General features: G+C 62.2%; 23 protein-coding genes and 1 tRNA gene. 10 read left to right on the forward strand and 14 right to left on the reverse strand.

Going from position 1 to position 26,969, the window contains the following annotated elements; all coding sequences use genetic code 11:
- The first annotated feature begins 7 nt into the window (after positions 1-7).
- From HMPREF1261_RS03335 to HMPREF1261_RS03345, 3 genes are all read left to right on the forward strand, one after another.
- Positions 8-2,713, forward strand: a complete 2,706-nt coding sequence (locus HMPREF1261_RS03335) for a DNA polymerase III subunit gamma and tau (protein ID WP_034657877.1) — start codon at positions 8-10, stop codon at positions 2,711-2,713.
- Between the two features lie 56 nt (positions 2,714-2,769).
- The gene (locus tag HMPREF1261_RS03340) at positions 2,770-3,135 is read left to right on the forward strand and encodes a YbaB/EbfC family nucleoid-associated protein (RefSeq protein ID WP_023024999.1); all 366 of its coding nucleotides are present in this window, start codon (positions 2,770-2,772) and stop codon (positions 3,133-3,135) included.
- 72 nt (positions 3,136-3,207) lie between these two features.
- Positions 3,208-3,864 (forward strand): recombination mediator RecR, encoded by a 657-nt coding sequence (locus tag HMPREF1261_RS03345; protein ID WP_023029977.1) that lies wholly within the window; start codon positions 3,208-3,210, stop codon positions 3,862-3,864.
- Positions 3,865-3,925: 61 nt separating this feature from the next.
- Here the strand turns inward: HMPREF1261_RS03345 and HMPREF1261_RS12965 are convergent, their stop codons facing one another.
- From HMPREF1261_RS12965 to leuA, 7 genes are all read right to left on the reverse strand, one after another.
- Positions 3,926-4,420 carry an HNH endonuclease signature motif containing protein gene (locus HMPREF1261_RS12965; protein ID WP_023029978.1) on the reverse strand — a complete coding sequence of 165 codons (495 nt, stop codon included), beginning with the start codon at positions 4,418-4,420 and terminating at the stop codon, positions 3,926-3,928.
- A gap of 38 nt (positions 4,421-4,458) precedes the next feature.
- Positions 4,459-5,007, reverse strand: coding sequence for a hypothetical protein (locus HMPREF1261_RS12970; protein ID WP_023029979.1), 549 nt, complete (start codon positions 5,005-5,007; stop codon positions 4,459-4,461).
- A 114-nt stretch (positions 5,008-5,121) separates the two neighbouring features.
- Positions 5,122-5,895: a type 1 glutamine amidotransferase gene (locus HMPREF1261_RS03355; RefSeq protein ID WP_023029980.1), complete on the reverse strand. Its 774-nt coding sequence runs from the start codon at positions 5,893-5,895 to the stop codon at positions 5,122-5,124.
- Complete coding sequence (locus tag HMPREF1261_RS03360; protein ID WP_023029981.1) at positions 5,888-7,165, reverse strand: MurT ligase domain-containing protein; 1,278 nt, start codon at positions 7,163-7,165, stop codon at positions 5,888-5,890. Before HMPREF1261_RS03360 ends, HMPREF1261_RS03355 begins: the two co-directional genes overlap by 8 nt.
- Before the next feature lie 27 nt (positions 7,166-7,192).
- On the reverse strand, positions 7,193-8,494 hold the full coding sequence (locus HMPREF1261_RS03365) for an exonuclease domain-containing protein (RefSeq protein WP_369707757.1): 1,302 nt from the start codon (positions 8,492-8,494) through the stop codon (positions 7,193-7,195).
- Positions 8,495-8,800: 306 nt separating this feature from the next.
- A complete protein-coding gene (locus tag HMPREF1261_RS03370; protein ID WP_023029983.1) occupies positions 8,801-9,583 on the reverse strand; it encodes a hypothetical protein in 783 nt (260 codons plus the stop codon).
- Between the two features lie 34 nt (positions 9,584-9,617).
- Positions 9,618-11,435, reverse strand: a complete 1,818-nt coding sequence (gene leuA / locus HMPREF1261_RS03375) for a 2-isopropylmalate synthase (RefSeq protein WP_023029984.1) — start codon at positions 11,433-11,435, stop codon at positions 9,618-9,620.
- A gap of 234 nt (positions 11,436-11,669) precedes the next feature.
- Between leuA and HMPREF1261_RS03380 the strand changes: the two genes are divergently transcribed.
- Positions 11,670-12,776: a hypothetical protein gene (locus HMPREF1261_RS03380; protein ID WP_232207980.1), complete on the forward strand. Its 1,107-nt coding sequence runs from the start codon at positions 11,670-11,672 to the stop codon at positions 12,774-12,776.
- On the opposite strand, the gene HMPREF1261_RS03385 is transcribed toward HMPREF1261_RS03380, so the two are convergent.
- Complete coding sequence (locus tag HMPREF1261_RS03385) at positions 12,773-13,615, reverse strand: DMT family transporter (protein ID WP_034653341.1); 843 nt, start codon at positions 13,613-13,615, stop codon at positions 12,773-12,775. The two genes, HMPREF1261_RS03380 and HMPREF1261_RS03385, sit on opposite strands and share 4 nt — an antisense overlap.
- A gap of 240 nt (positions 13,616-13,855) precedes the next feature.
- Here HMPREF1261_RS03385 and HMPREF1261_RS03390 point away from each other — a divergent pair, with 240 nt between their 5' ends.
- Entirely contained in the window at positions 13,856-15,121 is a 1,266-nt protein-coding gene (locus tag HMPREF1261_RS03390; RefSeq protein ID WP_023029986.1) for an aspartate kinase, read from the forward strand.
- A gap of 25 nt (positions 15,122-15,146) precedes the next feature.
- On the forward strand, positions 15,147-16,178 hold the full coding sequence (locus HMPREF1261_RS03395) for an aspartate-semialdehyde dehydrogenase (protein ID WP_034657882.1): 1,032 nt from the start codon (positions 15,147-15,149) through the stop codon (positions 16,176-16,178).
- 127 nt (positions 16,179-16,305) lie between these two features.
- Here the strand turns inward: HMPREF1261_RS03395 and HMPREF1261_RS03400 are convergent, their stop codons facing one another.
- The gene (locus HMPREF1261_RS03400; protein ID WP_034657883.1) at positions 16,306-17,664 is read right to left on the reverse strand and encodes a membrane protein; all 1,359 of its coding nucleotides are present in this window, start codon (positions 17,662-17,664) and stop codon (positions 16,306-16,308) included.
- 260 nt (positions 17,665-17,924) lie between these two features.
- Entirely contained in the window at positions 17,925-18,467 is a 543-nt protein-coding gene (locus HMPREF1261_RS03405; protein WP_005276476.1) for an RNA polymerase sigma factor, read from the reverse strand.
- Positions 18,468-18,650: 183 nt separating this feature from the next.
- On the opposite strand from HMPREF1261_RS03405, the gene HMPREF1261_RS03410 reads away from it, so the two are divergent.
- Entirely contained in the window at positions 18,651-20,201 is a 1,551-nt protein-coding gene (locus HMPREF1261_RS03410) for a catalase (protein WP_023029989.1), read from the forward strand.
- Between the two features lie 115 nt (positions 20,202-20,316).
- Here the strand turns inward: HMPREF1261_RS03410 and HMPREF1261_RS03415 are convergent, their stop codons facing one another.
- Complete coding sequence (locus HMPREF1261_RS03415; RefSeq protein WP_023029990.1) at positions 20,317-20,889, reverse strand: hypothetical protein; 573 nt, start codon at positions 20,887-20,889, stop codon at positions 20,317-20,319.
- A gap of 84 nt (positions 20,890-20,973) precedes the next feature.
- On the opposite strand from HMPREF1261_RS03415, the gene HMPREF1261_RS03420 reads away from it, so the two are divergent.
- On the forward strand, positions 20,974-22,437 hold the full coding sequence (locus tag HMPREF1261_RS03420; protein ID WP_023029991.1) for a hypothetical protein: 1,464 nt from the start codon (positions 20,974-20,976) through the stop codon (positions 22,435-22,437).
- 352 nt (positions 22,438-22,789) lie between these two features.
- On the forward strand, positions 22,790-24,154 hold the full coding sequence (locus HMPREF1261_RS03425) for a CitMHS family transporter (protein WP_023029992.1): 1,365 nt from the start codon (positions 22,790-22,792) through the stop codon (positions 24,152-24,154).
- Positions 24,155-24,687: 533 nt separating this feature from the next.
- Here the strand turns inward: HMPREF1261_RS03425 and HMPREF1261_RS03435 are convergent.
- The 3 genes from HMPREF1261_RS03435 to HMPREF1261_RS03445 form a co-directional block, all read right to left on the reverse strand.
- On the reverse strand, positions 24,688-24,891 hold the full coding sequence (locus tag HMPREF1261_RS03435) for a hypothetical protein (RefSeq protein WP_005280867.1): 204 nt from the start codon (positions 24,889-24,891) through the stop codon (positions 24,688-24,690).
- 541 nt (positions 24,892-25,432) lie between these two features.
- Positions 25,433-25,506: transfer RNA gene (locus HMPREF1261_RS03440), tRNA-Pro, on the reverse strand.
- 67 nt (positions 25,507-25,573) lie between these two features.
- Positions 25,574-26,461, reverse strand: a complete 888-nt coding sequence (locus HMPREF1261_RS03445; protein ID WP_023029994.1) for a metallophosphoesterase — start codon at positions 26,459-26,461, stop codon at positions 25,574-25,576.
- Between the two features lie 43 nt (positions 26,462-26,504).
- On the opposite strand from HMPREF1261_RS03445, the gene HMPREF1261_RS03450 reads away from it, so the two are divergent.
- Positions 26,505-26,969 (forward strand): GatB/YqeY domain-containing protein, encoded by a 465-nt coding sequence (locus HMPREF1261_RS03450; RefSeq protein WP_005276488.1) that lies wholly within the window; start codon positions 26,505-26,507, stop codon positions 26,967-26,969.

The raw sequence follows: 26,969 nt of genomic DNA on the forward strand, positions 1-26,969 counted from the left end.
GCTAACCGTGGCTTTATACCGGAAATACCGTCCAGCAACGTTTGCCGAGGTCGTGGGGCAAGAGCAGGTCACCACGCCGCTATCTGCCGCCCTCGACGCGGGGCGCATCAACCACGCCTACCTCTTTTCCGGCCCGCGCGGCTGCGGTAAGACGTCTTCGGCGCGGATTATGGCCCGCTCGCTCAACTGCGAGCACGGGCCCACCTCGACGCCGTGCGGCAAGTGCGATTCGTGCGTGTCGCTCGCGCCCGGCGGCCCGGGCAACTTGGACGTGACGGAGCTCGATGCCGCCTCGCACAATGGCGTGGAGGACATGCGTGAGCTGCGCGACCGCGCCTACTATGCGCCGGCGGAATCGCGCTATCGCATCTTCATCATCGACGAGGCGCACATGATTTCCCCCTCCGGTGCCAATGCGTTGCTCAAGGTGGTTGAAGAGCCGCCGGAGCACGTGATTTTCATCTTTGCGACGACGGAGCCGGAAAAGATCATCGGCACCATTCGCTCCCGGACGCACCACTATCCCTTCCGCCTGCTTACCCCGCCTTCGATGAAGGGGCTGCTGCAAAAGACCGTGGCTTCTGAGGGCGTGCAGGTTGAAGACGCCGTCTATCCCATGGTCATTGAGGCCGGCGGTGGCTCCCCGCGCGATACCTTGTCGCTACTGGACCAGCTTTTGGCCGGTGCGGGCCCCGATGGCTTGACCTATGACCTCGCGCGCCCGCTGCTGGGCGTTACGGACGTCACGCTTCTCGATGACACCATCGCCACCCTTGCCGAAAACGACAAGGCCGGCCTCTTCGCGCAGATCGACAACGTCATCGAGGCCGGCCACGACCCACGCCGCTTTGCGGTGGATCTGCTCGACCGCTTGCGCGACCTGATGATCCTGCAGGCAGTGCCGGGCGCCATCGATGCCGGCCTGGTTTCCGCGCCTACCGACCGCGCCGAGGTGCTCACCGCCCAAGCGCAGCGTTTTTCCGGCCCGCAGTTGACTTATCTTGCCTCCACCGTCAATGACCGCATCAGCGATCTGACCGGGGCTACCTCGCCGCGTCTGCTGCTCGAAATCATGTGCGCACACCTGCTCATCGGTACCTCGTCCGGCGCGGCGCCGGGTGCAGCTCTGGGCGCCGCGAGCCAGCCAGGCCAATTGCCTCAGGCCGCCCAACCCAGCGGCGCCCCGCAATCCGCACAGGCAAGCCAGCCCAACCAGGCCGGCCAAGGGGCACAATCGGCGCAGGCAGCGCAGTCAGGGCAGCCAGGACAATCGGGCCAGGCGGCACCCTCTGCGGGAAACGGCCCCGCCTTTTCGGGGGCCCAAGACCCGCAGTCGGCAGCGGCCGCCATCATCGCGCGGCGCCGCGCAAAGTCCCAGGCCCAGCAAAACCAGCCTGCTCCGGGCTCCACCGCACCGGCGGAGCCACAGCAACGACAAAACCAGGCCGCCACGGGCCCTACTGGCTCAGAGGTGCCTGCACAACAATCAAATCAAGCGGCCGCTGGCACCGAGGCACAGTCGGGGCAAGCAACATCACCGTCACCATCGTCTCAACCGGAGGCAACGGCGCAGCAATCGCGTGGCGAGCATGAGGGTCCTGCGCAGTCGGCGCAGGCCACCCCGGCTGAGCAGTCTGCGCAGCCAGCACCGGCGGCGCAACATGAACAGCCAGCGCAAACGGAGTCGACAGGGGCTGAGAATCAGGGACGATCTGAGTTGTCTCAAGAACAACCGAGCGCGGAGCATGCGCAATCGGCGCAGGCTGATTGGGCTGGGCGGCCTGAGCAGCAGTCCACGGATTCGCAGTCTAGCGATGTGCCTGAAAAGGACGCTTCGCCTGCTGGAGCAGGCGACGACGTAAAAACTGACGATGGCGCGGATCCATGGGGCCAGGAGCGCCAGGTTCCGCAGAATGCCCCAGCCCGCGGCAACGGCCAAGGGGAACCATTGGAGAAACCGGTGCCAGCGGCGACAGCACAGTCGGAGGGGCAGAGCCAGACCCAGGCAGCGCAGGCGACAGTGCAGTCGGAGGGGCAGGGCCAGGGGGCATCGGCAAGCGGCGATGACGGTGACTTCGTGGAGGCAGTGAAGCGGAAATGGGTGGAGCTGAGGGGGAGCGTCGGCAAGCGGAATAAGGTTGCTGAAATCATGCTTGCCGAAGCCCGCGTGCTCGGATTCCGCGATAATACGCTGACGCTGGGGCATACCACCGGTGCGCTGGCAGAACGCATCAATGCGCCGGCGAATAATTCCGTCATCGTGGACGTGCTGCGGGAGGAATTCCAGCGTGATATTGAGGTCAATTGCGTGGTGGGCACGGACCCGAAGACCGCTGGATTCGATGCGCCACGGGCGCCGCAAACCAAACCTGAATGGAACCCCAACGCGCCCGAACGCGAGCCCAGCGACGATAAGGAGGCGGAGAGTAAGCCTGGTTGGCGCTCGCGCATCGCCAAGGCAAGCGAGGTGGCGAAGCAGCGCGATGAGGAATTCGCGCGCACGCCGCAATTTAGCAACGGGGTGCCGCTGCCGCCCGAGCCGGAGGGCCCCGCGGACGAGCCGCCGCCGGAAGAACCGCCGGCCTATACCCGCGATGACGAAGAACGCGACATGGTCGAAGCCGCGCAGTCCGCAGGCGAAATGGACCACCGCAGCGCCACCGAGGTGGCGATGGAGATCGTGGAAAAGGAACTAGGCGCACGCCGTGTTTAGGACTGTGGCACGGTAGACTCGGGCGGTAGCAAAACTATTGAGAAAGGACGAAAGCTATGGCTGAACAAGATTCCACCCCACAACCTAATGACATGAATGACCTCATCGCGCAGGCCGCGCAGGTGCAGGCCGAGCTGCAGAAGGCGCAGGAAGAAATCCTGGCCACCAACGTTGAGGGCAGCGCGGGCAATGGTCTGGTTAAGGTGACCATGACCGGTGGCGCCGAGCTGGTAGACCTGCAGATTGATAAGTCCGTGGTTGACCCGGAGGACATCGATACGCTGCAGGACCTGGTGATGGGCGCGTTTAAGGATGCCCACGCCGCTGCGGGCAAGCTGGCACAGGAAAAGATTGGCCCCCTCTCGCAGGGCATGGGCGGCCAGGGTGGACCGTCGATGGATGACATGTTCGGCGGCTTCTAACCGCGCGATATTCTTAAAAGGCCGTTGCCCCGATAGCGGGGCCGCGGCCTTGACGTAATTTTGGGAGTTGTGGTGTTTGAAGGACCTCTGCAAGACCTCATTGATGAGTTTTCGCGCCTGCCGGGCATCGGCCCGAAGTCGGCGCAGCGTATCGCGTTTCATGTGTTGCACATGGAACCGGAGGATATCGAGCGCCTGCAAAATGCCTTAGGCGGGGTGCGCGATGGCGTTACTTTCTGCCGCATTTGTTGCAATATTTCGCGCGAGGATGTGTGCCGGATTTGCATCAATTCGCAGCGCGACGCCTCCACCATTTGCGTCGTGGAGGAGCCGAAGGACATCCAGGTCATCGAGCGCACGGGCGAGTACGAGGGCCGCTACCACGTGCTTGGCGGTGCGCTGGACCCGCTGGCCAATGTTGGGCCGAAGGATTTGAATATTTCCACGCTCCTCCAGCGGCTGGGCGGGGTGTTGCCGGATAGGGAGCTGGCGGATTCCACGCCAGAGGCTCCGCTTTACGACGACACTCCCACCATCCGCGAAGTCATCCTCGCCACCGATCCAAACACGGAGGGCGAGGCCACCGCGGCTTACCTGGTGCGGCTATTGCGGGACTTCCCCGATTTAAAGATCACCAGATTGGCCTCCGGCATGCCGCTCGGAGGTGATTTGGAGTTCGTGGACGAGCTCACCTTGTCCCGTGCGCTCTCGGGGCGCTTGACCATCTAGGCGTCCGCAGCACCGACCGCGGTGCCGCTCGGGATTTACTCGAGCTGAGCGGTTTTGCGGTTTAGGGCACGGCGGCGGTCGGCCCTCGTGGGGCGCGGCCAGTAAAGACTGGGGGAGGCGCATTCGGCTCAGGCGGCGAAGCCGAATGTGACGGTGCAGCGGAACCCGGCGGGTGGGCTGGGCGGTCCGCGTGGCGCGGATGCGGCGGCAGCCAGGCGATGCGCCCGTTGACGCGCGCCATCCGCCCGCGCCCCGGAAGGCCGTTGATCGAATTGTGGTACGGGCACAAAAGGCACATATTCGCCGGGTGGGTGTGGCCGCCGCGGGCGTATTCGAAGATGTGGTGGGCTTGGCATTCGGCGGCGGGGCGCCTGCAAGCAGGCCAGGCGCAGCGCGCGCCTTCGGCCTCGAGCATGCGGCGCTGCTTGGCGGAGGCGTGGCGGGCGCGGTAGAGATTGACGGGGCCTTCCTCGGGTTGGATGAGGGTGAAAAGCCCGGCGCCGGCGAGCGTGCGGCGGATAAGGTCGGCGCCGGTGATGGTGGCGCCGTTGGTCATGGCGAGGCGGACTTCGGAGCCCTCGCCGCGCAGGATCTTCAGTAATCCGGCAGCTCGATGATGACATTGGTGGTCACGCTGGCCGGCGCGACGGCGCGGGAACCGGTGAGCCAGGCGAGGGGATCGCCCTTCGCGGTGGCCCAGATATCGGCCATTTCGGCGGCGGGACCGGTAAAGCTCAGCGTGGTTTTCTCGCCGTGCAGGATGCGGCGCCCGCCGTCTTCGCGCTCGGGCGGCGGGGCGATGTCGCGTAGCAGGCGGGTGGCGGCGCGGGACACTTCGGCGGTGGTCCCGGCGGTGGCGCACAGCGTTTCGCGGAAGCGCCAGCGCTCGGTGGGATTCTTCACCCGCCGGGAGCGGCGCGCGATGAGCGCGAGCGTGCCCAGGCTGTGCTGGTTGCGGCGCGCGGCGGCCAGCGCGCGGCGTTGGTAGCGCGAGTGGCTGGTGGGCGCGAGGAAAGCCTCGGCGGTGCGACGCAGCTCGCGCGCTTGGTCCGCAGGCAGGGGCAGGTCAGCGGCGGCGTAGGCCTCTTCAATCAGGTCTACGCCGCGCTTGGCGATGTCCCCCAGCTGCTCCAATAACGTCATGCCCCGCAGCCTAGGGTTGGGGACTGGGAGCTACAAGGCGGCCGCGCCCGGCCTGTGGATAACTTGGCTCTTTTTGGTTGTGAAGGCCGTGAATTGGGGAAGTTATCCACAGGTTTAGCGCTGGGAGCGCGGCGGTTCGGTGGCGTTGAAGCGTTCGGTGCGCAGGCGATCGACCGCGGGGATGTCCAGCGGATCGAGATCCGCGAGCGAGACGCCCATGGCTTGGGCGAGGAGCAGATCCGCGAGCTGCGGGTTGCGGGCCAGGGCGGGGCCGTGCATATAGGTGGCGATGACGCTGCCCTGCACGGCGCCTTCATAGGTGCGTTGGGTGGAACCATCGGCGAGATCCGCGGTGGCGGCTTGGTCGGCGTTGCCATTGCCGCGGGTGAGGGTTCCCAGCGGTTGGGCAGACGGGCCGAGGATGGTCGCGCCTAGGTGGTTTTCGAAGCCGGTAAGCGGCTCGGTGAGATCGGCGGTCACGCCGCCGCCGGTAGGGGTGGAAGATACCTCGCCGATGGCGCGGTCTTGCATGCCGGCGGTGGTGGCATCGATAAGCCCGACGCCATCGATAACCCGGCCAGAGGCGCGGAAGGACTCGCCCAGGACCTGCAAGCCGGCGCAAATGGCCAAGATGGGGCGGCCGGACGTGGCGGCGCGGGTCAGGCCGCCATCGGCAATGAGGTGTTCTGCGGCAAGAATCTGTGCGGTGTCTTCGCCGCCGCCGATGGTATAAATATCCAGCGTCTCGGGCACGGGTTCGCCAAGCCGGATGGGGTGAATCTCGGCGTCGAGGCCGCGCATGCGGGCGCGTTGGCGCAGCACGAGGGCGTTGCCGTCATCGCCGTAGGTGCCGAGGACATCGGGAAGCACTAGGCCGATATTAAGCATTATTAGCCTCCTTGGACAGGGCCTTTTTCAGATCGCGGAAGGCGGTGTAATTGGCAAGGACCTCGATGCGGCCCTCGGGGCAGGCGGCGAGCGCATCCATGGGGTCCGGGATGAGCTCGTGGGTGATATCCGCGTAGACGAGGCGGACGGCAAGGTCGGTGCCGCGCTCGCCGGCGGCCTTGACGCTGAGACCGTTAAAGCCCTCGAATTTTACGTCCCAGAGCCAGGACATGTCGATGCCATCGGCAACCTGCCCGTTCGTGGCGATGACCAGCCCATCGGCGCTGCGGTCCACCATGGACAGGGCCTCTTGCCAGCCGGCGGGGTTCTTGGCCAGCAGCAGGCGAATCTCGCGGCCCTTCCAGTGGATGGTGGAATACCGGCCGGCGACGTCATCGATGCTTTCTGCCGCGGCAATTGCGCGGTCCAAGTCCACGCCGAAGCCCTCGACGGCCGCGGCGATGGCCTGCGCCGCGTTACCTCGATTGGCGCGGCCCGGCAGCGCCAGGTTGAGCGGGCGCTTTGCGGTGGGGGTGATGACGCCATGCTTATCGATGCCCCACGTCGGCTGCGGGCGGCGGAACTCGCGGCCATCGGCAAGCGGCTTTACTGTGTACCAGTCATCCTCGGTGCGCACGACGTGGCCGCCGGTGCGCGGGCAGGTGACGGAATCGCCGAGCCAGCCGGCACCGGCAGAAACCCAAATGACGTTCTTGGCGTCATAGGCCACTGAGGTCATGAGCACGTCATCGCAATTGGCGATGACCAGCATGTCCGGGTGGGCCTCCACGGCGCCGCGGAGGGCGCGCTCGATCTTGTTGATCTCGCCGACGCGGTCGAGCTGATCGCGGGTGAGGTTGAGCAGGACGAGCGCCTGCGGGTTGAGGTTATCGGCGACGTGCGGCACGTGCAGCTCGTCGACCTCGAGGACGAGGTGCGAGGCGTCCTTGCCGGCCATGAGCGCGGAGATGATGCCGGCGTCCATGTTATCGCCGCCGTCGTTGGTAGCGACGTGGTGTTCGGCGCGGACCGCGGCGGCGAGCATGCGGGTGGTGGTGGACTTGCCGTTGGTGCCGGTGACCAGCACGGCCGGGCGCCCGCCGCCCAAGTCGCTCATGATGGAGGGGTCAATGGCATTGGCGATAAGGCCGCCGATCATTCCGCCGGCGCCCCGGCCGGTGGCGCGGGAAGCGGTGGTGGCCAGCTTCGCGGCGGATGTCGCGGCGGTGGTGCGCAACTTCTTCAAGGCACCCGGGACTGAAAAACTCATGCCCCCTAGGGTAGTCGGGGAAGCGGCCTAGGCGTTGTTCTTGGGCGCCGAGCCGCCAGAATTTCGCCGCCCCCGGCCGCGCCCGCCGCGCCTGCGCCGCCGCTTCTGGCTCTTGCTCTGGTTATTTCCACCGCTTTTTTGCGGGGGCTGGCGCCGTGCAGTGGTGGGTTCTTCGATGCGGGTGAGGGCATCGAGAAACGCGGCATCAGACATCAGCGGGATGCCCTTGCGTTGGGCGTGCATGGCTTTGCCCACGAGATCCGTGGTGACATTGCACACGACAAGCGATGCCTCGCGGGTGAGCTTTTCCGAATAGTTCAGCTCTTCGCGCATGAGGGCGGAGATAATCGTGTCCGGGTCCTCCAGGATTTCGGGGGCCACGACGATTTCCATGCCGCGGCGCAGCTCCTTGCCGGGCTCGTACTTGCCGGGGTTGTGGTGCTGCACGGGGGCTTCGGCGGCATCGACGCGCACGTGCGAGCGCTGCAGGCCAAAGCGGTCGGCGCGGACATCGTCCGGGGCATAGCTGCGCACCGGGCCGCGCTGCTGGTGCTGGTAGAGCTGGATGAGCAGCTCCGTCTCCTCCCGCGAGGTTTCCTGCTCCGGGCGCCGGGCGCGTTCCACCGTTGCCTTCGGATCGGCATCCAGGCCATTCTGCTTAGCGACGCCCCTCAGCCGCACATCATTCGACCGCACGCCTTGCGCATACGAGGTGGCCAAGGTATCGATGATGCGCACGGGGGCGGGCATGTGGCCCACCTTTTGGCGGCGTCGCTTGCCCTTGTTGCGACCGCGGTTGCGCGCGCGATTTTGGCGGGCGGCGGTCATCATGGCGCGGCGGGCCTCGGCGACGATAAAGCCCCAGGTATAGGGGATATCGTGGACGACGAGGGTGCGGCCATCGATAAGCTTATCCAGCGATTTGAGGATCCTGCTAAAAGCAGGGGCCTGCTCGATATCCGCGACGGTCAGCCCGTGGAGGTGGTGCGGGCCGGCGTCGATATCCGGCTTGAGCACGGCGTGGAAGCGCTGGCCAATATCGCCGGCATTATCGAAGGCCACCGCATCGATGGTGACTATGCGCCCGGTCGAGGGGTGGATGCCCGTGGTCTGCAGCGTGAGGGCCACGTAGGGGTGCTTGGTGACGGTCTCGGCTTTTTCCGGCTGCTTTTGCGCGGCGTTGTCCGCGCTGGATGCGGAGGTTGATCCGGTTGATTCGGTCGGGGCAGACGAAGCGGTTGGGCCGGCTGGAGTTTTCGGCGTTGCAGGACCGCCGGAGGGACGGACGGCGCGACGCGGCCGAGGCCGGCGCGGGCCTGGTTTGGCCATACCTGTGCTGTTGGGGACGCTGGTGCTGGATTCGCTTTGGGAGTTGGGGCCCGGCTTGCGCTGCTGTGCCGCAGCTTTGGTCTCCGGCTGGGCAGGGTTGGTGGAGTCGGCTGCGGAGTGAGGGGACGCCTGGGCGTGGGTCCTAGCCGCATGCTGGGACGCCATGGTCGCCGGCGAAGGAGCCTGCGGCGACCGTGGGGAGGGGCCAGGTGTGTTATTCATCAACCTAAGTCTAGTATCCCGGAATTCCTGTGGCGGGACAGGGCGCGCCGGGCCTTTTCATTGCCTAATCCGGTTTAGTGGACACTAAACCGCGACGATGAATACGGTCACCAGCGCCACGACGGCGACTAGGGCTATGGCCGTGACCCACCACCCGGTGTGGCGCGTGGGCTCCGGGGTGGCGGTGACGGCGCGGAAACTGCTGGTTTCGAAAGTCTCGGTCGCCGCCTGCGTGGTGGGGGTGGCAACTGCCACGGAGTCCTCGTTGGAGGCGGGAAGCGGGTCGCCGGCGTAGATGCTCAGCACACGATCGTTGCCGCGCGGGGCGTGGTAGGCGTGGGCGAGGATGGGGGCATCGGCAAGCGGGGGCAGCGAGGGGCCCGGGGATAGAGTGGTGAGGAATTTAGGGCCGAAGAAGACGTCGACGGCGTTGGCGGAGGGCACGAGGTTGACCAGCACGTGCATCCGGGCCTGGGCGGGGATATCGAGATCCGCGGGGAGATCGGTGATATCGATGGGCGGGGCGTAGCCCAGCATCGTATAGGGCCCGCCGGGCGGATTATTCGCTGGCAGGCAGAGCCCGGGGCGGGGAAGCAGGAGGGTGACGTGGCCATCGGCATGCGGCTGGGCCGTGGCGGCCGGGGTGAGACCGGCGCGAAAAAGCAGGTCGATCTCGGGGTATTCCGCGCGGTCCGCGGCGCTAATGGTGCCTATCTGTTCTTGGGTTTCCACGCTTAAACCGCCCTCCTGGCCGGGAGCCAGGGTGACGGTAAATTCCTCCGTGCCCTTCACCGATGCACCGTGAATGAGCAAGGCCTGCACCGCGCCGAGGCCGCGGTGGGGGATGAGGTAGGTAGAAGAAGGCATAGTCGATCTTCTACCATGCCCGGCCGCGCCCGCGTTAGGCCAATGCGCGGTTTACTGCGGAGGTAATCGCGTTGATGGAGGCGCGGGTCGTGGAAGCGGCGATGCCCGCGCCCCAGACCTTGTTCTGGTTGACGTCGGCGGCAATGTAGCAGGCGGCCTCGGCATCATCGCCGGCCGAGCGCGATTGCTGGGAGTAATCGATGACATCGAAGTCGATGCCCAAGGACTCCAGCGCATTGGCGTAGGCGGCGATGGGACCGTTGCCGGTGCCGGTGACCTCGGATTCCTTGCCGTTGTAGGTCACGGTGGCGGTGACGGTGGCATCGGTATCTTCGGCGGAAATATTGTCGATTTCGAACGATTCCAGCTGCAGCGGGGTGGTGCGGTCCAGGAATTCGGTGGCGAAGATGTCCCACATATTCTTGGAATTGACCTCGCCGCCTTCGGTATCGGTGATTTCCTGCACGACGGTGGAAAACTCCGCCTGCATGGCGCGCGGCATATTGATGCCGTGGTCGGTCTTCATGATGTAGGCGACGCCACCCTTGCCGGACTGGGAGTTGACGCGGATAACGGCCTGGTAATCGCGGCCCACGTCCTTCGGGTCGATGGGCAGGTAGGGAACCTCCCAGATGGCATCGCGCAGCTCTTCCCAGCTGACGTCGGTGGAATTGGCCTCCGGGCGCACCGTTGCGGCCAGCGCGTCCAGGCCCTTATTGATGGCATCCTGGTGCGAGCCAGAGAACGCGGTAAAGACCAGTTCACCGCCGTAGGGGTGGCGCTCGGGAACGCGCAGCTGGTTGCAATACTCCACGGTCTCGCGGATCTTGGGCAGATCGGTGAAGTCGATCTGGGGGTCAACGCCCTGGGTGAGCATGTTCAGGCCCAAGGTCACCAGGTCCACGTTGCCGGTGCGCTCGCCATTGCCAAACAGGCAACCCTCGATGCGGTCGGCGCCGGCCATATAGCCCAGCTCGGCGGCGGCAACGCCCTCGCCGCGGTCATTGTGGGGGTGCAGCGAAATCAAGATGGAATCGCGCCGGGCCAGGTTGCGGTCCATCCACTCGATGGAATCGGCGTAGACATTCGGCGAAATCATCTCCACCGTGGACGGCAGATTGATGATCATCGGGTTCTCGGGGCTCGGATCCATGATGGCGACCACGTCATCGCAGACCTCGCGGGCGAAATCCAGCTCGGTGCCGGTAAAGGACTCAGGGGAGTACTCCCAGCGCCAGTTGGTATCGGGGTAGTCGGCGGCGATGGATTTGATGAGCTCGGCGGCATCGGTAGCCAGCTTCTTGATGGCCGGCTTGTCCTTGCGGAAGACCACGCGGCGCTGCAGCTTCGAGGTGGAGTTATAAAAGTGCACGATGACGTTCTTGGCGCCGGCGCAGGCCTCGAAGGTGCGGCGGATCAGGTGCTCGCGGGCTTGGACGAGGACCTGGATGGTGACGTCCTCTGGAATCTTATCGCCTTCGATGATTTCGCGGACGAAGTTGAAGTCCGTCTGGGAGGCGGACGGGAAGCCCACCTCGATTTCCTTGTAGCCCATCTGTACCAGCAGGTCGAACATGCGGTGCTTGCGCTCGGGGCTCATGGGATCGATCAGCGCCTGGTTGCCATCGCGCAGGTCCACGGCGCACCACTGCGGGGCGTGGGTGATTTTCTTGCCCGGCCAGGTGCGGTCCGGCAGGTCGATGTCCTCGACCTCGACGGAGAAGGGTTGGTAGCGCTCGAACGGCATGGAGGAGCCGCGCTGCTTATTCCAGGCGGGCTGTCCCTCGCGGGGAGGGCCTGCAGGGGTGGTGATTTCGCGGGGTGCGCTGATGAAGGAATCGTTGGGAGACATGGGGTGCGGTGTCCTTAATGTGTTTGGTGTCGGGAAGTGCGACGGCCAGCTGGGCTAAGGATTGCCAGACTCCGCGACGGGGCGCTGGCCGTAGGTTTAGGCCGAAATCCCGCCGCGGCAGATAAGGAGTAGGTCGTACCGCAATGTCATACCGGTCACACTACAGAGAATCTCACTGCGTGGCAACATATTTCATTCAACGGGACGCGCGGGCCCGTGGCGTACCATGCTGGTGTGCCTATCGCTCCTAACACCCGCCGCCCTACAGCGATGTCCACGCTGCGCTGCTGGTTTTATGCCGCGCTCGTGGCGGTTGTAGGCACGGCGATTCGCCTCAGCGTGCTCGCGGCGATGGCCGCGGCGCAAGGCGATTCCCTGTGGGGGCTGTTGAATAAATGGGACGCCCACTACTACGTCGACATCGCCCGCGCGGGTTATGCCGGGGCGGGTTATGCCCCGGCTGATGAAACGACCCTTGCGTTTTTTCCCGGCTTCCCGCTGGTGGTGCGCGCAGTCAGCAACCTGCTGGGCACGGATATTGCGGGCACGGCGATGGTCCTCAACCTCTTTTTCACCATCGCCTTGGCGGCGGGCGTTATGGCGCTGGCTAGGCAGATGGGGCTGGGCACGCGCGGCCAGGTGCTCGGCGCGGCGGTGGTTACCAGCGCGCCCATGAGCATCGTTTTTGCCATGCCTTATACGGAGGCGCTCTTCGGCGCGCTCGCGATCTGGGCAGTGGTGATGCTGCACGATCAGCGCTGGATTGCGGCCGGGGCGCTGATTTTTCTTGCCTCTTTCGTCCGCCTGACAGCGGTGGATCTCATCGTGGTTTTCGCGCTTATGGTGCTCTTTAAGGCGTGGCGCACCTGGTGGGCTTGGCTGAGCGTGGCGGTATCGGCGTTGCCCCTAGCCGGCTATATCTTGTGGGCCAATCGCCATTTATCCGGCGCCGGCGGCTACTTTGGCCTGCAGGAAAAGCACTGGAATTCCGGTTTCGACGGCGGCCGGGCGACGGTGTCCTGGGTGGCGGATACGCTGTCTAATGCCACGAATGGTGGGTACCTGCTCAGCGCCGCGGTAATCATCGCCGCCCCCATCTGCCTGCTGTTGGCCTGGGGACGCCTCCCGCTGCCGGCCTGGCTGTTTGCCGCGGTGCTGATGGCTAATGTGCTGCTTTCCGATGGCATCATGCACTCCCGTCCCCGCCTCTTACTGCCCGCAGCGGTGGTTTTGGTGCCGTGGGTGGGCAAGAAGGGGGCATCGGCAAGCGTGGGTGCCTGGGTGCTCTTCGGCGCCTGGTTTTCGGCCTATATGCTGGCCGTATTCGAGTGGGCCATCTAGCTGCGCTGGCTGACCGGGTTGCGCGACAAAATGATGGTCGCGGCGATCATGACGCCGAGCGCGGCCATCATGACGAGCCAGCCGGCGGTGGAATCGATGAGGAATTTCTCGCCCAAGACCATATAGCCCAAGCCGAAGGCGACGATGGGCTCGAAGATGGTCATGGCCGGCAGCGACTGCGCCAGCGGGCCGGCGTTAAAGGAGTATTGCTGCACGACGGTGCCGGTCAGGGCGAGGCCGATGAGGCCGTAGAACTGCCAGCTGCCCACCAAGACGCTCAAGCCCTCGTGGGTGAAGATGTCCACCACGGCCTTAGAGAGCAGCGCGACGAAGCCATAGATGACGCCGCAGGCAGTGCCCAGGGCAAGCGGGCGCTGCTCGCGGAATTTATGGCCGGCCACGCCCAACGCGACCAGGGTGGCCAGGCCCAATAGCAGCGCGGGCCACCACTGGCTCCACTCGGGCCGGGGATTGCCGGCAACGGGGCGGCCGTAGACCACCATCACGCCGACCGCCACCGTGAGCGCGATGGACCAGAAGGTCTCGTGCACGGGCATGGGGCGCTTGGCATACCAGGCCGAAAGCGGCAGGGTAAACATGAGCGAGAGCACCAAAATGGGCTGGACCACCAGCAAGGTACCAAAGCCCAGGGCGACGACCTGGAGGCCGTAGGCGAGTATGGCCGCGCCGGTGCCGACCCACCACAGTGGGTTGGTCATGGCGGAGCGCATGACTGAATCGTCTGCTTCAAGGGCGATGCGGTGGCGAACGACCGTGCCCCAAGCAACCGTAAGCGCGGAGGCGAGCGCGAAGAATACGGCCAGGAAGTTGCTTAACACCCGCTCAACGCTAGTAAAAAAGTGACGGAGATGCATTTTGCTTATCGATGCCGCCCCCGCCCCGCCGCCTCGCGCATGCACGGGGGTGGGTGTGAATAAAATAAAAGTATTGTTTCGGAATTATGATGAGGTGTAGCGCCTTGCGGGGTAGCATAGGAATTTGACTAGTGTCCGACAGGTATTTCTGTGGCGTGCCTGCGCCCAGGAGTGCCTTTTAAAACGAAAGGTGGCAACCACACCGTGGCCCTGATCGTTCAAAAATACGGCGGCTCCTCCCTCGAATCCGCAGATCGCATCCGCGCGGTAGCGGAGCGGATTGTGGCCACTAAAAAGCAGGGCAATGATGTCGTCGTGGTGTGCTCCGCTATGGGGGATACCACCGATGAGCTTCTTGACCTTGCAGCGCAAGTCAATCCCGTTCCCCCGCAGCGCGAAATGGATATGCTCCTTACCGCGGGCGAGCGCATCTCCAATGCGCTCGTGGCCATGGCGGTGGAGTCCCTGGGTGCGAAGGCCCAGTCCTTTACCGGCTCCCAGGCGGGCGTGCTCACCACCGAGCGCCACGGCAATGCGCGCATCGTTGACGTCACCCCAGGCCGCCTGACCGAGGCCCTAGAGGAGGGACAGATCTGCATCGTCGCCGGATTCCAGGGTGTGAATAAGGACTCGCGCGATGTGACCACCCTGGGCCGCGGCGGGTCCGATACCACTGCGGTCGCCCTGGCCGCGGCGCTGAAGGCGGATGTGTGCGAAATCTACTCCGATGTCGATGGCGTCTATACCGCCGATCCGCGCATTGTTCCGGATGCGCAAAAGCTAGAAAAGCTCTCTTTTGAAGAGATGCTGGAAATGGCCGCCGTAGGATCCAAGATTCTGGTCCTGCGCAGCGTGGAATACGCCCGCGCTTTCAATGTTCCGTTGCGAGTTCGCTCGTCTTATTCAAATGACCCCGGCACGTTGGTGACCGGCTCGATGGAGGATATCCCCGTGGAAGAAGCAGTACTTACTGGTGTAGCAACTGATAAATCCGAGGCGAAGGTAACCGTGCTGGGCATCCCAGATCGCCCGGGCGAGGCCGCGAAGCTTTTCCGCGTCATCGCCGATGCGGAGATCAATATCGACATGGTGCTGCAAAACGTCTCCTCCTTGGAGGACGGCACCACCGACATCACCTTCACCTGCCCGCGCGCCGATGGCCCCCGCGCGATGGAGCTATTGAGCAAGCTGCAGTCCGAGGGCGGCTGGTCCAATGTGCTTTACGATGACCAGGTGGGCAAGGTCTCCCTCGTCGGCGCCGGCATGAAGTCCCACCCAGGCGTGACGGCGGACTTTACCGAGGCCCTGCGCGATGTGGGAGTGAATATGGAGCTTATTTCCACCTCCGAAATCCGCATCTCCATGCTGACGCGCGAGGCGGACCTAGAAAAGGCGGCGCGCGCCCTGCACGATAAATTCCAGCTCGGCGGCGAGGAAGAAGCCACCGTCTATGCTGGAACCGGACGCTAAACCAGAACAAATCAAGGGGAAGACAATGACTACCGTTGCAGTCGTCGGCGCCACCGGCCAGGTCGGCCGCGTGATGCGCTCCATTTTGGAAGAACGCAATTTCCCGGCGGATAAGGTGCGCTTTTTCGCCTCCGCCCGCTCCGCAGGAACCGAGCTGGAATTCCGCGGCGAGCAGATCGAAGTGGAGGACTTGGCCGAGGTCACCGAAGAATCCGTGGCCGATGTCGATATCGCGGTATTTTCCGCGGGCGGGTCCACCTCTGAGAAGTGGGCCCCGGTCTTCGCCGCCGCGGGCGCTACCGTGGTGGATAATTCTTCGGCCTACCGCAAGGACCCAGAGGTCCCGCTCGTGGTATCGGAGGTAAACCCTGAGGAGGCCAAGAACCCGCCGAAGGGCATCATCGCCAACCCGAACTGCACCACCATGGCCGCCATGCCGGTGCTGAAGGTCCTGCACGATACCGCCGGCCTCAATAAGCTGCACGTATCGTCCTACCAGGCGGTATCCGGATCCGGCCTGGCGGGCGTGCAGACACTCGCCGCGCAGGTCTACAGCGTGGGCGATCACAACGTAAACCTGGTCCACGATGGTTCCGGCCTCGATGATGAGGACTTGGGGCCTTTCGTCGCACCCATCGCTTATAACGCCCTGCCCTTTGCCGGCAGCCTCGTCGATGACGGCAGCAACGAGACCAACGAAGAGCAGAAGTTGCGCAACGAATCCCGCAAGATTCTCGGCCTGCCGGACCTCAAGGTCGCCGGCACCTGTGTGCGCATCCCCGTCTTTACCGGCCACACCCTGACCATCCACGCGGAGTTCGACAAGCCCATCACCCCGGAGCAGGCCACCGAGCTTCTGGGCGATGCCCCAGGCGTGACGCTTGCCGATGTCCCCACCCCCCTCGCCGCCGCCGGCAAGGACGATTCCTTGGTCGGGCGCATCCGCCAGGATCAGACCGTAGATGACAACAAGGGCCTCGTCCTCGTCGTCTCCGGCGATAACCTGCGCAAGGGCGCTGCGCTTAATACCATTCAGATCGCAGAACTTTTGGTATAGCCGCAAAGCACCACCGCGCCGGGCAGAGCTGCGAAGCCTTGCCCGGCGCTTTGCAATATGAAAAATCGGCTCCTCGCTTCCCACCGCGGGAAGGAGGAGCCGAATTGTATTTAGTGGCGCTTAAGCCTTAGTCTTCGTCTTTCTTGCCAAAGTCCAAGTCACTATCAACGGAAGGTACTTCCGGCTTCGTGTGCTGGACGTAGGTGACGGAAGGCGCGGGTGCCTCGCGGTCATAGTCGATTTCATCGTCATCTTCGAGCTCCTCGTGGATATCCTCGGCGAGGTGATCGATAAATTCCTGCGTCCCCATATTGGATGCTGCGGCTAGCATGCGCAGCTCGCGCTCATTCTTCTTGGTAAAGCGCTCGCGAGGGTCGAGCTTGCGGGCGACGAGATCGTGGGCACGCATGCGGCGATCGGATTCATCGGCAAGCATGCCGCGGTTTTTAATGCGGTTATAAACCATCACGACAATCATCAGCAAACCGAGGTAACCCAGGATGGGGTAGACGTTGCTGACCAGGGACTGGAAGCCGATGAAGGACAGGATGAAGCCAATGATGCAGGATGCGGCGTATACGGGGTAGAAGCGCTTCGGGTTATTGCGGGTCAGGCGCTTGCCCAGCGCGTAGAACATACCGATGGCCGTGTTAAAGACCATGCCGTAGATGACGAAGGTCATCAAGATGCCGAGAACCGGGTGGATGCCGGTAATCAGCTTCAGCACCGGCATGTCCTCGCCGTTGACGTCCTTAGCCTCGAAGAAGAGGGCGAAGACGAGCAGAGCCAGCAGGATGAGGTAAAGGAAACCACCGATGAGGCCACCGATGCCCACGGCGCGGTTATCTAGGAAGTTACCGCCGATGACGATGGACATGGACACGGCCGTCATGACGTTCAGGCCGGTGTAGTTCAGGGCGGAGAGCCACCAGTTAGGCAGCGAGGTATTGACGTTATCGATGGCCCAGGTATTCAGGGATGCGAAGTCCACATCGGCCGTAAGGATGGTGTAGCCGGTGGCCAGTACCACGAAGACGATGATGAACGGGGTGATGGTACCGATGACGCGGGTGACGCGGTCCACATCCATAAGGCCCACCAGCAGCACGAGGATCAGCATGACGGTGCCGCCGACCCACACGGGGATGCTGGGGAATTGCTGGTTGATATTGGAGCCACCACCGGCGAACATGACGAAGCCGATGGAAAACAGCGTAATAAGCGTGGACCAGTCCAAGATCTTGGCGGTGACTGGTGAAGCGATCTTGTTATAGACGGCAGTGTGTTCCACCGCTTGGAAATAGGAGCCCAGCTGCAGGATGGACACGCCGGTGACCATCATGAGGGCGGCGGCGAGGGCGATGCCCCACAGGCCCCATTCACCGAAAGCTACGAAGTACTGCATGGCTTCTTGGCCCGAGGCAAAGCCTGCGCCCACCACGACGCCAATAAACGCCATGGAAATTCCGATTGCGCGTTTAATCATGAGGGGAGAAACTCTCTTACTCACACTCGCCGGGCCCGGCTTTGGGAACGCGCGGGCCCGGATCGACGGTCGATTTATCACGTGTGTGTATCTAATAGAATCACATTTCACCCGTCACTTCACAGCTGAAATCGCGTCACTTTAGTATTTTTCTACCCCGCCCTCAGGCCGCATGCGCCCGCTGCGCTGCCCTAAGTACCTGCACTTTGATAAGTATTGCGGCGAAAGTATGCGTCTAGGTGGTCGAACATTCGGGGGTATTAATTTGCGCCCTCGATGAGGTCCTTGCGGGCGCGCGCCACGCGGGAGCGAATGGTGCCAACGCGTACCCCGGCAATCTTGGCCGCTTCCTCATAGGTATAGCCCAGCACCTGGGTGAGGATGAGGGCTTCGCGGCGGTCGGCTGGCAGGGCATCGATAAGCGCCCGGGCATCTATCCAATCGCTCCAGGAACCGGAGTTTTCCGCGGCGGAGCTCATGGCGTCCTCGTATTGTGTGGCGGACTTGCGGGGCCGGGCCATGTCGTGGCGGATATTATCCACCCAGACGCGCCGGGCCAGCGAGAGCAACCAGGTGCGCGCGGAAGAGCGGGCGGCAAAGCGCGGCAAGGCGCCGATGACGCGCAGGTAGGTCTCTTGGGTGAGGTCGTCGGCGATTTCGGGGCCGCCCAGGTGGGCGAGCAGGCGCCAGACGTCATCCTGGGTGGCCTTGATGAACTCCGTAAGCGCTGCTCGGTCGCCGCGCCCAGCCCGGAGGGCGAGCTCGGTGACGCGGGCGTCGTCTGCTGCGGAGTGGTGTGTCACCTGAATGAATCTACCAGTAGCTCCTGGATTTCTTATCCAAGGTTGCGGTGGTTGGGGCACCGGCAAGCAACACGTGCGTGGGCAAGGTAGCGCAGCGCCGTTAAACGTAGTAAGCTATGGGTTGTCCGTGATTGATAATTGACCCCAAATTATCGACTGATTGCCAGGAGGCAAAGACATACCATGACTAATTCCACTGCTGATGACATCCTGAACAAGGGACAGCGTCCCGCAGGTAAGGGCATCACGACCCGTCCGTCCGGCCAGCCCGTGCCGTCCGAGAACACGTCCGTGAACGCCGGCCCCCAGGGCCCGGTTGCGCTCAACGATATTCACCTCATTGAAAAGCTCGCCCACTTCAACCGCGAGCGCGTGCCTGAGCGTACCCCGCATGCCAAGGGCCACGGCGCCTTCGGTGAGCTGCACATCACCGAAGATGTGTCCGCCTACACCAAGGCCAAGGTCTTCCAAAAGGGCACCGTCACCCCAATGATGGGCCGTTTTTCCACCGTCGCCGGCGAGCAGGGCTCCCCGGATACCTGGCGCGACGTGCACGGCTTTGCCCTGCGCTTCTACACCGAAGACGGCAACTTCGACATTGTGGGCAATAACACCCCGGTATTCTTCCTGCGCGATGGCATGAAGTTCCCGGACTTCATCCACTCCCAAAAGCGCCTGGGTGCTAATGGCCTGCGCGATGCCGATATGCAGTGGGATTTCTGGACCCGCAACCCGGAATCCGCTCACCAGGTGACCTACCTGATGGGTGACCGCGGCACCCCGAAGACCACCCGCCACCAAAATGGCTACGGTTCCCACACCTTCCAATGGGTCAACGAAGACGGCGAGGCCTTCTGGGTCAAGTACCACTTCATCTCCCGCCAGGGCGTAGAGAACTTCACCGATGAAGAGGCCACCGTGGAAGCCGGTAAGAACCCGGATAGCCATCGCGCGGACCTCTACAACGCCATTGAAGAGGGCAACTACCCCATCTGGGACGTCAAGGTGCAGATCATGCCGCTTGCTGAGGCTGAAGACTACCGCTTCAACCCCTTCGATCTGACCAAGGTCTGGTCCAAGAAGGACTACCCGCTGCACGATGTGGGCTACTTTGAGCTCAACCGCAACCCGCGCAACTTCTTTGCCCAGATTGAGCAGGTTGCACTCGATCCCTCCAATATCGTGCCGGGCGTTGGCCTGTCCCCGGATAAGATGCTGCAGGCCCGCGTCTTTGCCTATGCTGACCAGCAGCGCTACCGCATCGGGCCGAACTACAAGCAGCTGCCGGTCAACCAGCCGCGCAATGCGGAGAAGGTCAATACCTACGAGCACGAGGGCCCAATGCAGTATTTCTACAATGCTCCAGAGGATCCGGTGTACTCGCCCAACCGTCATGCAAAGGGCGCGGGCGTGCTTGACGATGCCTCCGTAAACAACCGCGAGGACCTCGAGACCACCACTGCGGCGGACCTCTACGTGAACCCGGATCCTCACGGCCAGGACTTGGTCCGCGCGCCGTACGTGCGCCACGCGGAAGACGATGACTTCGTCCAAGCTCGCGACCTGTACGAAAACGTCTACGACGACGCCGCCAAGGAGCGCCTGGTCACCAATATCACCAACGCGATGGCCGGCGTCTCCGAAGAAACCGAAGAGCGCGTGTACCAGTACTGGACCAACGTCCACCCGGACTTGGGTCAGCGCGTGCGCGAGGTCTTCGCTGAAAAGAAGTAGCCCGCCGCTGCGGTTGTACTGCTTCTTAGAGGCATAAGACACAGGCCGCCTTCGACTATCTGCTGTGAACTGGGGCAGTTGGCCGAAGGCGGCTTTTGTGGTTTTTTACGCTGGACTAGTTGCAGCGGCGCATATCGTCTGCAACGAATTGAGGCGCGCCCTGGTTAAGCCATTTATCCACGTCATAGCACGGCTCGCTCATCCCCGAGGTGGCTTGGCCAATCGGGCGGATGACCGTCCATGCGCCATCGACAAAGTGGGCCCATACGAGCCAATCTGTTTGGTTTTGACCAAAGTGTGCCCAAGTGCCATCGCAATCGAGCACCACAATATTGCTCATATCGGGGGCTAGGGGAGCAAAGGATGCTGGTGAGCAATCGCCCTTTGCTTGCTTGGCAGTAGTGGTGACCGTGACCTCTTGCGGGGTGGGCTGCTGCGCGTGCGTCTGTGCGGGCGAGGTTGCTGGGGCATCGGATGTAGTAGCCGTCGTTGGCTCCGCGGAGCTCGTAGCGCTGGAGCTCGAGCTGGAACTGGAGCTGGACTGCGCCACGGCATCGGAAAATTGGGGCTCGCTAGGGCTGGCGGAGTTATCGGCATCATCGGCGCAGGACACCAGTGCCATGCTCAGCGGAAACGCGGCCGCGCAGGCTAGCGTGCGGGAGAGAACGGATTTTCGGGGGATAGGCATGTCTTAATAGTAGATTCTCTTTGTTATGCGCGGGGATCGGCGCGCCTGCAGAAAGGGAATGACCTGCAGCGATAGGTTACTAGCATGACCAAAAGCCTTGCCTCGACCGCGTCTACTGCGTCCGCGAGTTCCTCGCGGTGGCGCACGCTCTTATTGCTCGTATTGCTCGCCGTGCCGCTTATCGTTGGTACCGCAGTGGCGACCTGGTCGCAGTGGGAACCGGCGCACGCGTGGTCGAGCGCCGCGCAGCCTTATGGCGCACCGCAGGCGAATTCGGCATCGCCAGAGCTCAAGGAAGCTGCCGAGGCAGCCAGCCGCGCCCAAGCGCAGGCCAGCATCTTGAAATCTGGCGCGGACCGATTGAACAAAGGCACCAGCGAGTTGGATAAGGGCGCGGGGGAGCTAGGAGAGGGCGTCGACAAGCTCGCCGACGGTTCGCAAGAGCTGGTGGCGGGGCTGAACCAGCTGCAATCGGGGACCAATACCCTCGGCGGAGGGGCGACGGAGCTGGCCAATACCGTTGGCGGGGCCGTCGACCAGGTCGTGGGCCTGGGAGCCGTCCAAGGCCAAATCCTGGAGGCCATCGATGGCACGGTGCGCGATTTGGAGGGAAATGATTCCAAGGAAGCGAAGCAAGTGCGCTCGCAACTGGGGGATCTGCGCAAGCAGGTGGAAAACTCCCGCCTCGATGAATCCCTGACCGGGGAGCTGAAGAAGTTGAAGGATGGCTCGCGCGATCTCTCCAATCAGCTGGCGGTAAATGGCTATGCCTACCACGATGGCATCAACCAGGCCGTGGCTGGCGCGCAGCAGCTCAACCAGTCCATCGCGGAGCTTAATAGCCGCGTGGATGAGGCGCTCGATGGGGTGGGCAAGCTTGACGATGGCGCCGGCAAGCTCACCGGCATGGCAGAACAAAACCAATCGAACCTGGGCGAGGTGCAGCGCTCGTTGCCTCCCGCGCACGTGGCGGCGGGCGAGGATGCGCGCCAGCTGAGCCCGGTCATCGCCATGCTCATTTCCGCGCTCGTCCTGCTGGCCGGATCCGCCGCCGGGGTGGCGTGGAAACTGGGATTCCGCCCGTGGTTGATGGTCCTCGGCGGATCGCTGGCAGCGGTGGCCATCGGGGAGATCCTGCTTTACGTCCTATCCATCGGCCTTACCCCCATCGCCGCCGTGGCCGCCGGCGGGGCGCTGTTCTTGGGTGCCTTGTCCTCAGCGCTTATCGTGCGCGGCTTGCTCGAACTGTGTGGCTTAACCGTGGGATCCATCCTTGCCGCGCTCTTTGGAATTGGACAGACCGCGTTGGTGGGCTGGCTGTGGAAATCCGCGGCCATCGCCGGGGTGGACAAGGTATGGCAGGTAGTGGCCAACCTTTTGCCGCTGAACTGGACGACGGCCGCCGTGACCGTGGCTGGCAACGATGGGGAGGCCGTGGTGCTGTGGACGGGCCTTGGCGTCTTGGGTGCTATCACTCTGGTGGGCCTGAGTGCAGTGAAATGGCTCGTTCCTGTCAAAAAGATTCAAAAATCCGGCGCTAAAGTATGAAAATTTATACTTAAATAGACAAAAGCTTGTATAAAGCTGGCAATATTTGCCAGCGCTATGGCTGGAATACGATAAGTGTTATTCTTACTAGTGCTCACACCGCCTACTTAGGGGGTAGGCGAGCGGCTTGCGCCGTTGTGAGTGATAGGGAATAGGGACGACGCGGTGCTGTAGGGGCGCCGCGTCGTTTCCCGTTTTTACCCAAAGCTATATATCCACGGTGAGGTGGGGTTGTTTTATGCGGTTATGGGCAGAAATGTGCGCTACCACACAGTAGTGTTTAACATTAGCCATACGTCTTTTGGCTAATGGCGTGCGCCGCGCGGGCGCCAGTGACATTTAAAGGAGCGCAATGCAGACCTCCCTCGGGCTGACCCTGATGGGATTGGCCATCATCTTTGTAACGGTGGGCATCCTCATCCGCGGCCGCGTTAATCCCATCATTCCCATGACCTTGGTACCCGTCATCGGCGCTGTGATGGCCGGCTTCGGCATAGAAGATATCGCGGATTTCTTTGGCGAAGGCTTAAGCTCTGTCATCAACGTCGTGGTGATGTTCATCTTCGCCATCATTTTCTTTGGCATCCTGCAGGACGTGGGGCTTTTTACCCCGGCGATCCGCAGCCTCATCAAGGCGACCCGCGGCAATGTCATGGCCGTGACCATAGGCACGGCCGCCATCGGTATCGTGGCGCACCTCGATGGTTCCGGTTCCACGACCTTCCTTATTACGATTCCCGCATTGCTGCCGCTGTACCGGGCGCTGCACATGTCGCGCTACGCCCTGATTACCATCGTGGCCCTGGCCGCTTCAGTGATGAATATGGTCCCGTGGGGCGGGCCGCTGGGGCGCGCCGGTGCGGTGGTTGAGCAAGACCCCAACGATATCTGGCTGCACCTATTGCCCATCCAGGGTGTGGCGGTGGTCCTCATCTTCGCCATCGCCGCCCTATTGGGGTGGCGCGAAAAGCGCCGCTTGGCCAAGCTGCAGGAAAGCGGCGAGATTAAGGGCGCCATTTCAGTGGACGTGAATTCGTTGGCGGATGATTTTTCCGCCAAGCAGGCCGAAGAACAGCAGAAACTTGGGTTCAGGTACCGGAAAGCCCGGTGGGTGACCATCGCGAATATCGTCGTCGCCTTGGCCGTGCTCGCCGCCCTGCTTTCGGGCTTGTTGCCACCAGCGCCCGCATTCCTCATTGCTACCACCATTGCCTTGGTGGTCAACTTTGACGGCGCGATGGAGCAGGGCGACGCCTTGCGGCGTCACGCCCCCAACGCCTTGTCCATGGCCGGAGTGATCATCGCGGCCGCGATGTTCTTGGGCGTGCTCAATGAGACCAAGATGCTAGAAGAAATCGCGCTGAGCCTGGTGAATATCCTGCCGGAAAGCGTGGCGCCGTATTTGCACGTCATCGTGGGATTCTTTGGGGTTCCGCTGGATCTGTTGACCTCCACGGATGCGTATTACTTCTCGGTACTGCCCATTGTCCAGGGCACGGTGGAGTCCTTCGGCGTCAGCGGTATGGGCGCTGCGAGCGCACTTATCATCGGCAACGTGGTGGGAACCTTCGTCTCCCCATTTTCGCCAGCGCTGTGGTTGGCGTTGGGACTGGCGGACGGCCAGATGGGCAAGTACCTCAAGATAGCCTTCCCCATCGCATGGGTATTTTCCATCTTCCTCGTTGCCATCGCATTCTTTACCGGAATGCTGGCCTAAGAAACGGTGGCCCTGGAATGCTAGGCGAAGGGTCTTTTGCGAAACCACCCGCCCACCTGCACCATCGGTTTCCGTAGTCGGTTCCGTTGGGAAACGCAGTTTGAAGTGTTCCAGATTTTGTCATCTACTCAAACGGAATAAAACCTAGGAGACTTCAGCCTGAAGAAGAAACCCGCCTTCACAGACGAAGGTGGGTTTGAAGATTTTGTCGGTGGTTATGCTTCATTCATGGGGGCCAACGTACAGAACTCTAATATTGTCAGGTCCCCAGTAGCACCAGTAAATCCTCCATGCTTGGGGAGTGTGATTCTCTACATAAGAGATATAGATGGTCTCACCATTATTGGCCATCTTACCCTTCATGGTATGCGTGTTAAGGCCTGGGTATGAAGGGCCTGGGTCTTCTAAGAACCCAATTGCTTTCTTGACCTTTTTCCTCTTGTCGGGATACTTGGCTAGCGCTTTCTTAAGGTCTTCTGCGGCGGATAGAGCAAACTGGATCTTGAAGCGTGGCATTTCTTCTTGCTGGTCAGTTAGAATTCAAAATCCACAAATCGGCCGTCTGCGTAATCTTCCAAGCTATCTCGGAATACGCGAAGGGCATCGGGGTTCGAGTAAAGAAGCTCGATATCTTGGTTCATGTCTTCTTTCGCAACGTGGGTTACGCGACCTGCAGAGTCCGAAAATGCCAGCATCTTCCCGCAATCAGCCGCGTTCTTGTGAAGCGTGTTGCTCATGCTGCGTCCTTTCTGTGTTCAACCCGTCCAGTTTAAATCCGGTTGGGTTTCCCGTTGGTTGTCTCCGTCGGGCTGCTGTCCATTTTCTCATAAAGTGTGACAGCGGTGCACTTGCTTGAGGCTGTGTGCGCTCTGAGCTTGTGGTTCTGGCTCGGGTGTCTAGAATATCGAAAGAAAGGAACCCCAAACAGGGGGGGGGATCTTATCCCGTCCCTACATTCATCAGGTCTGGGTATCAAGGTCGGTGAACGCAGAAGCCAATGTTATGTTCATCCCACCTTTGAGTATTGTGCCATTTTCTTCATGTGTCCTGCACAAATAGGGTATCGTGGTCGGTTAGTGGGCATCGGAAAATTCAACAAACTCACCGCATGCCACATGCAGGTGCCATTCCGGTGGATTGAACAAACAGCAGGACCGAATAAGCCACAACAGTTTATTCAGCTCCTATTTAGACAAGCTAGCCAAGGCTTGCGCTGAAACCCAGACACACTTTTTGCTATTTAACCCGAAAAAGCCCGCAGTTTCCTGCGGGCTACTGTCGGGATAACAGGATTTGAACCTGCGACCTCTTCGTCCCGAACGAAGCGCGCTACCAACCTGCGCCATATCCCGGTCACTGCTTAAAAGCAGTACTGAGATACTTTAACGCACGGTGAATGAGATCGGCAAAACGGCAGGTCTAATCCACCTCAGTGATCCGCAGCAGGGTGGCTGAGGGGCGGCAGAATAAACGCACAGGGGCGAATTTGGAGGTGCCCAGGCCATTGGAGACGTGCATCTTCATCGGGCCGAAATCGTGCAGGCCCTGTGCGCGCGGGCGGTCGATGCCACAGTTGGTCACGATGGCGCGCGACCCAGGCAGGCACACCTGCCCGCCGTGGGTATGGCCGGAAAGGGAAAGCTGGTACCCATCGGCGGCGAATTTTTCGAGCACGCGCGGCTCGGGGGCGTGGAGGAGCGCGAGCGAGAGATCGGCATCCTCATGGGGCGGGCCGGCGATTTCGGAATAATCGTCCAAGTCGTGGTGTGGATCGTCCACACCAGCTACGGCGAGGCGGACATTGCCCACCTTGAACTCGTGGCGGGCTTGGTTGCCGTCGTACCAGCCGTGCTCCACGAAGGCCGCGCGCATGCCGCGCCAGGGCAGGTCAACGTAGGAGGGCTCGCGCTTTTTACCCAGCAGGTACTTGAAGGGGTTGACCGGGCGGGGCGCCCAATAATCATTGGTGCCGAATACGAAGACGCCGGGCCGGGCAAGCAGCGGGCCGAGCGCGCGCAGGGTATCGGGCACGGCCTGTTTATCGGAAAGATTATCGCCGGTATTGACCACGAGGTCTGGATCCAGCGCATCGAGGGCGGAGACCCAATCGATCTTGGTCTGCTGGCCCGGGATCATGTGCAGGTCAGAAATATGCAGCAGGCGGAACTCTTTTTCGCCGCGCAGGGTGCCTTTGGGCAGGAGTGGAAGAGTGTATTCCTTGAGCTCGAATTTCGTGAGCTCGCTAAAGCCCCAAGCAGCAACACCTAGGCCGGCGGTGACGCCGCCAAGAATCCGTTGAAGTTTCACAGCTTCTACACTACCTGCCTTAAATGGACGTATATTGAAAGGCATGAGCGAGCTAAAAGATACGATCCGAGCAGATCTGAAAACGTCGATGAAGGCCAAGGAAAAGCAGCGCACCAGCGCCATTCGCGCGCTGCTCGCGGCAATCCAGGCCGAGGAAACTACCGGCTCCCGCCACGAGCTGGAGGATGAAGACATCCTCAAGGTCATCGCGCGCGAGATTAAAAAGCGCCGCGAGTCCGCGGAGGTCTATGAAGAAAACGGCCGCCCGGAATTGGCAGAGGCTGAGCTTGTCGATGTCCCCTTCTTCGAGGCCTACCAGCCGCGCCAGCTCGATGACGCGGAGCTTAAGGCCTTGGTAGAAGAGGCAATTGCTGAGGTAGAAAAGGAAAACGGCGAAGCACCCACCATGAAGCAGATGGGTGCGGTCATGAAGGTGGCCAACGCAAAAGCCGCCGGCCAAGCCGACGGCAAGCGCCTTTCCGCAGAGGTTAAAGGCCAGCTTAATTAA

The organism is Corynebacterium sp. KPL1818, from assembly GCF_000478135.1.
Taxonomy (GTDB): Bacteria; Actinomycetota; Actinomycetes; order Mycobacteriales; family Mycobacteriaceae; genus Corynebacterium; species Corynebacterium accolens.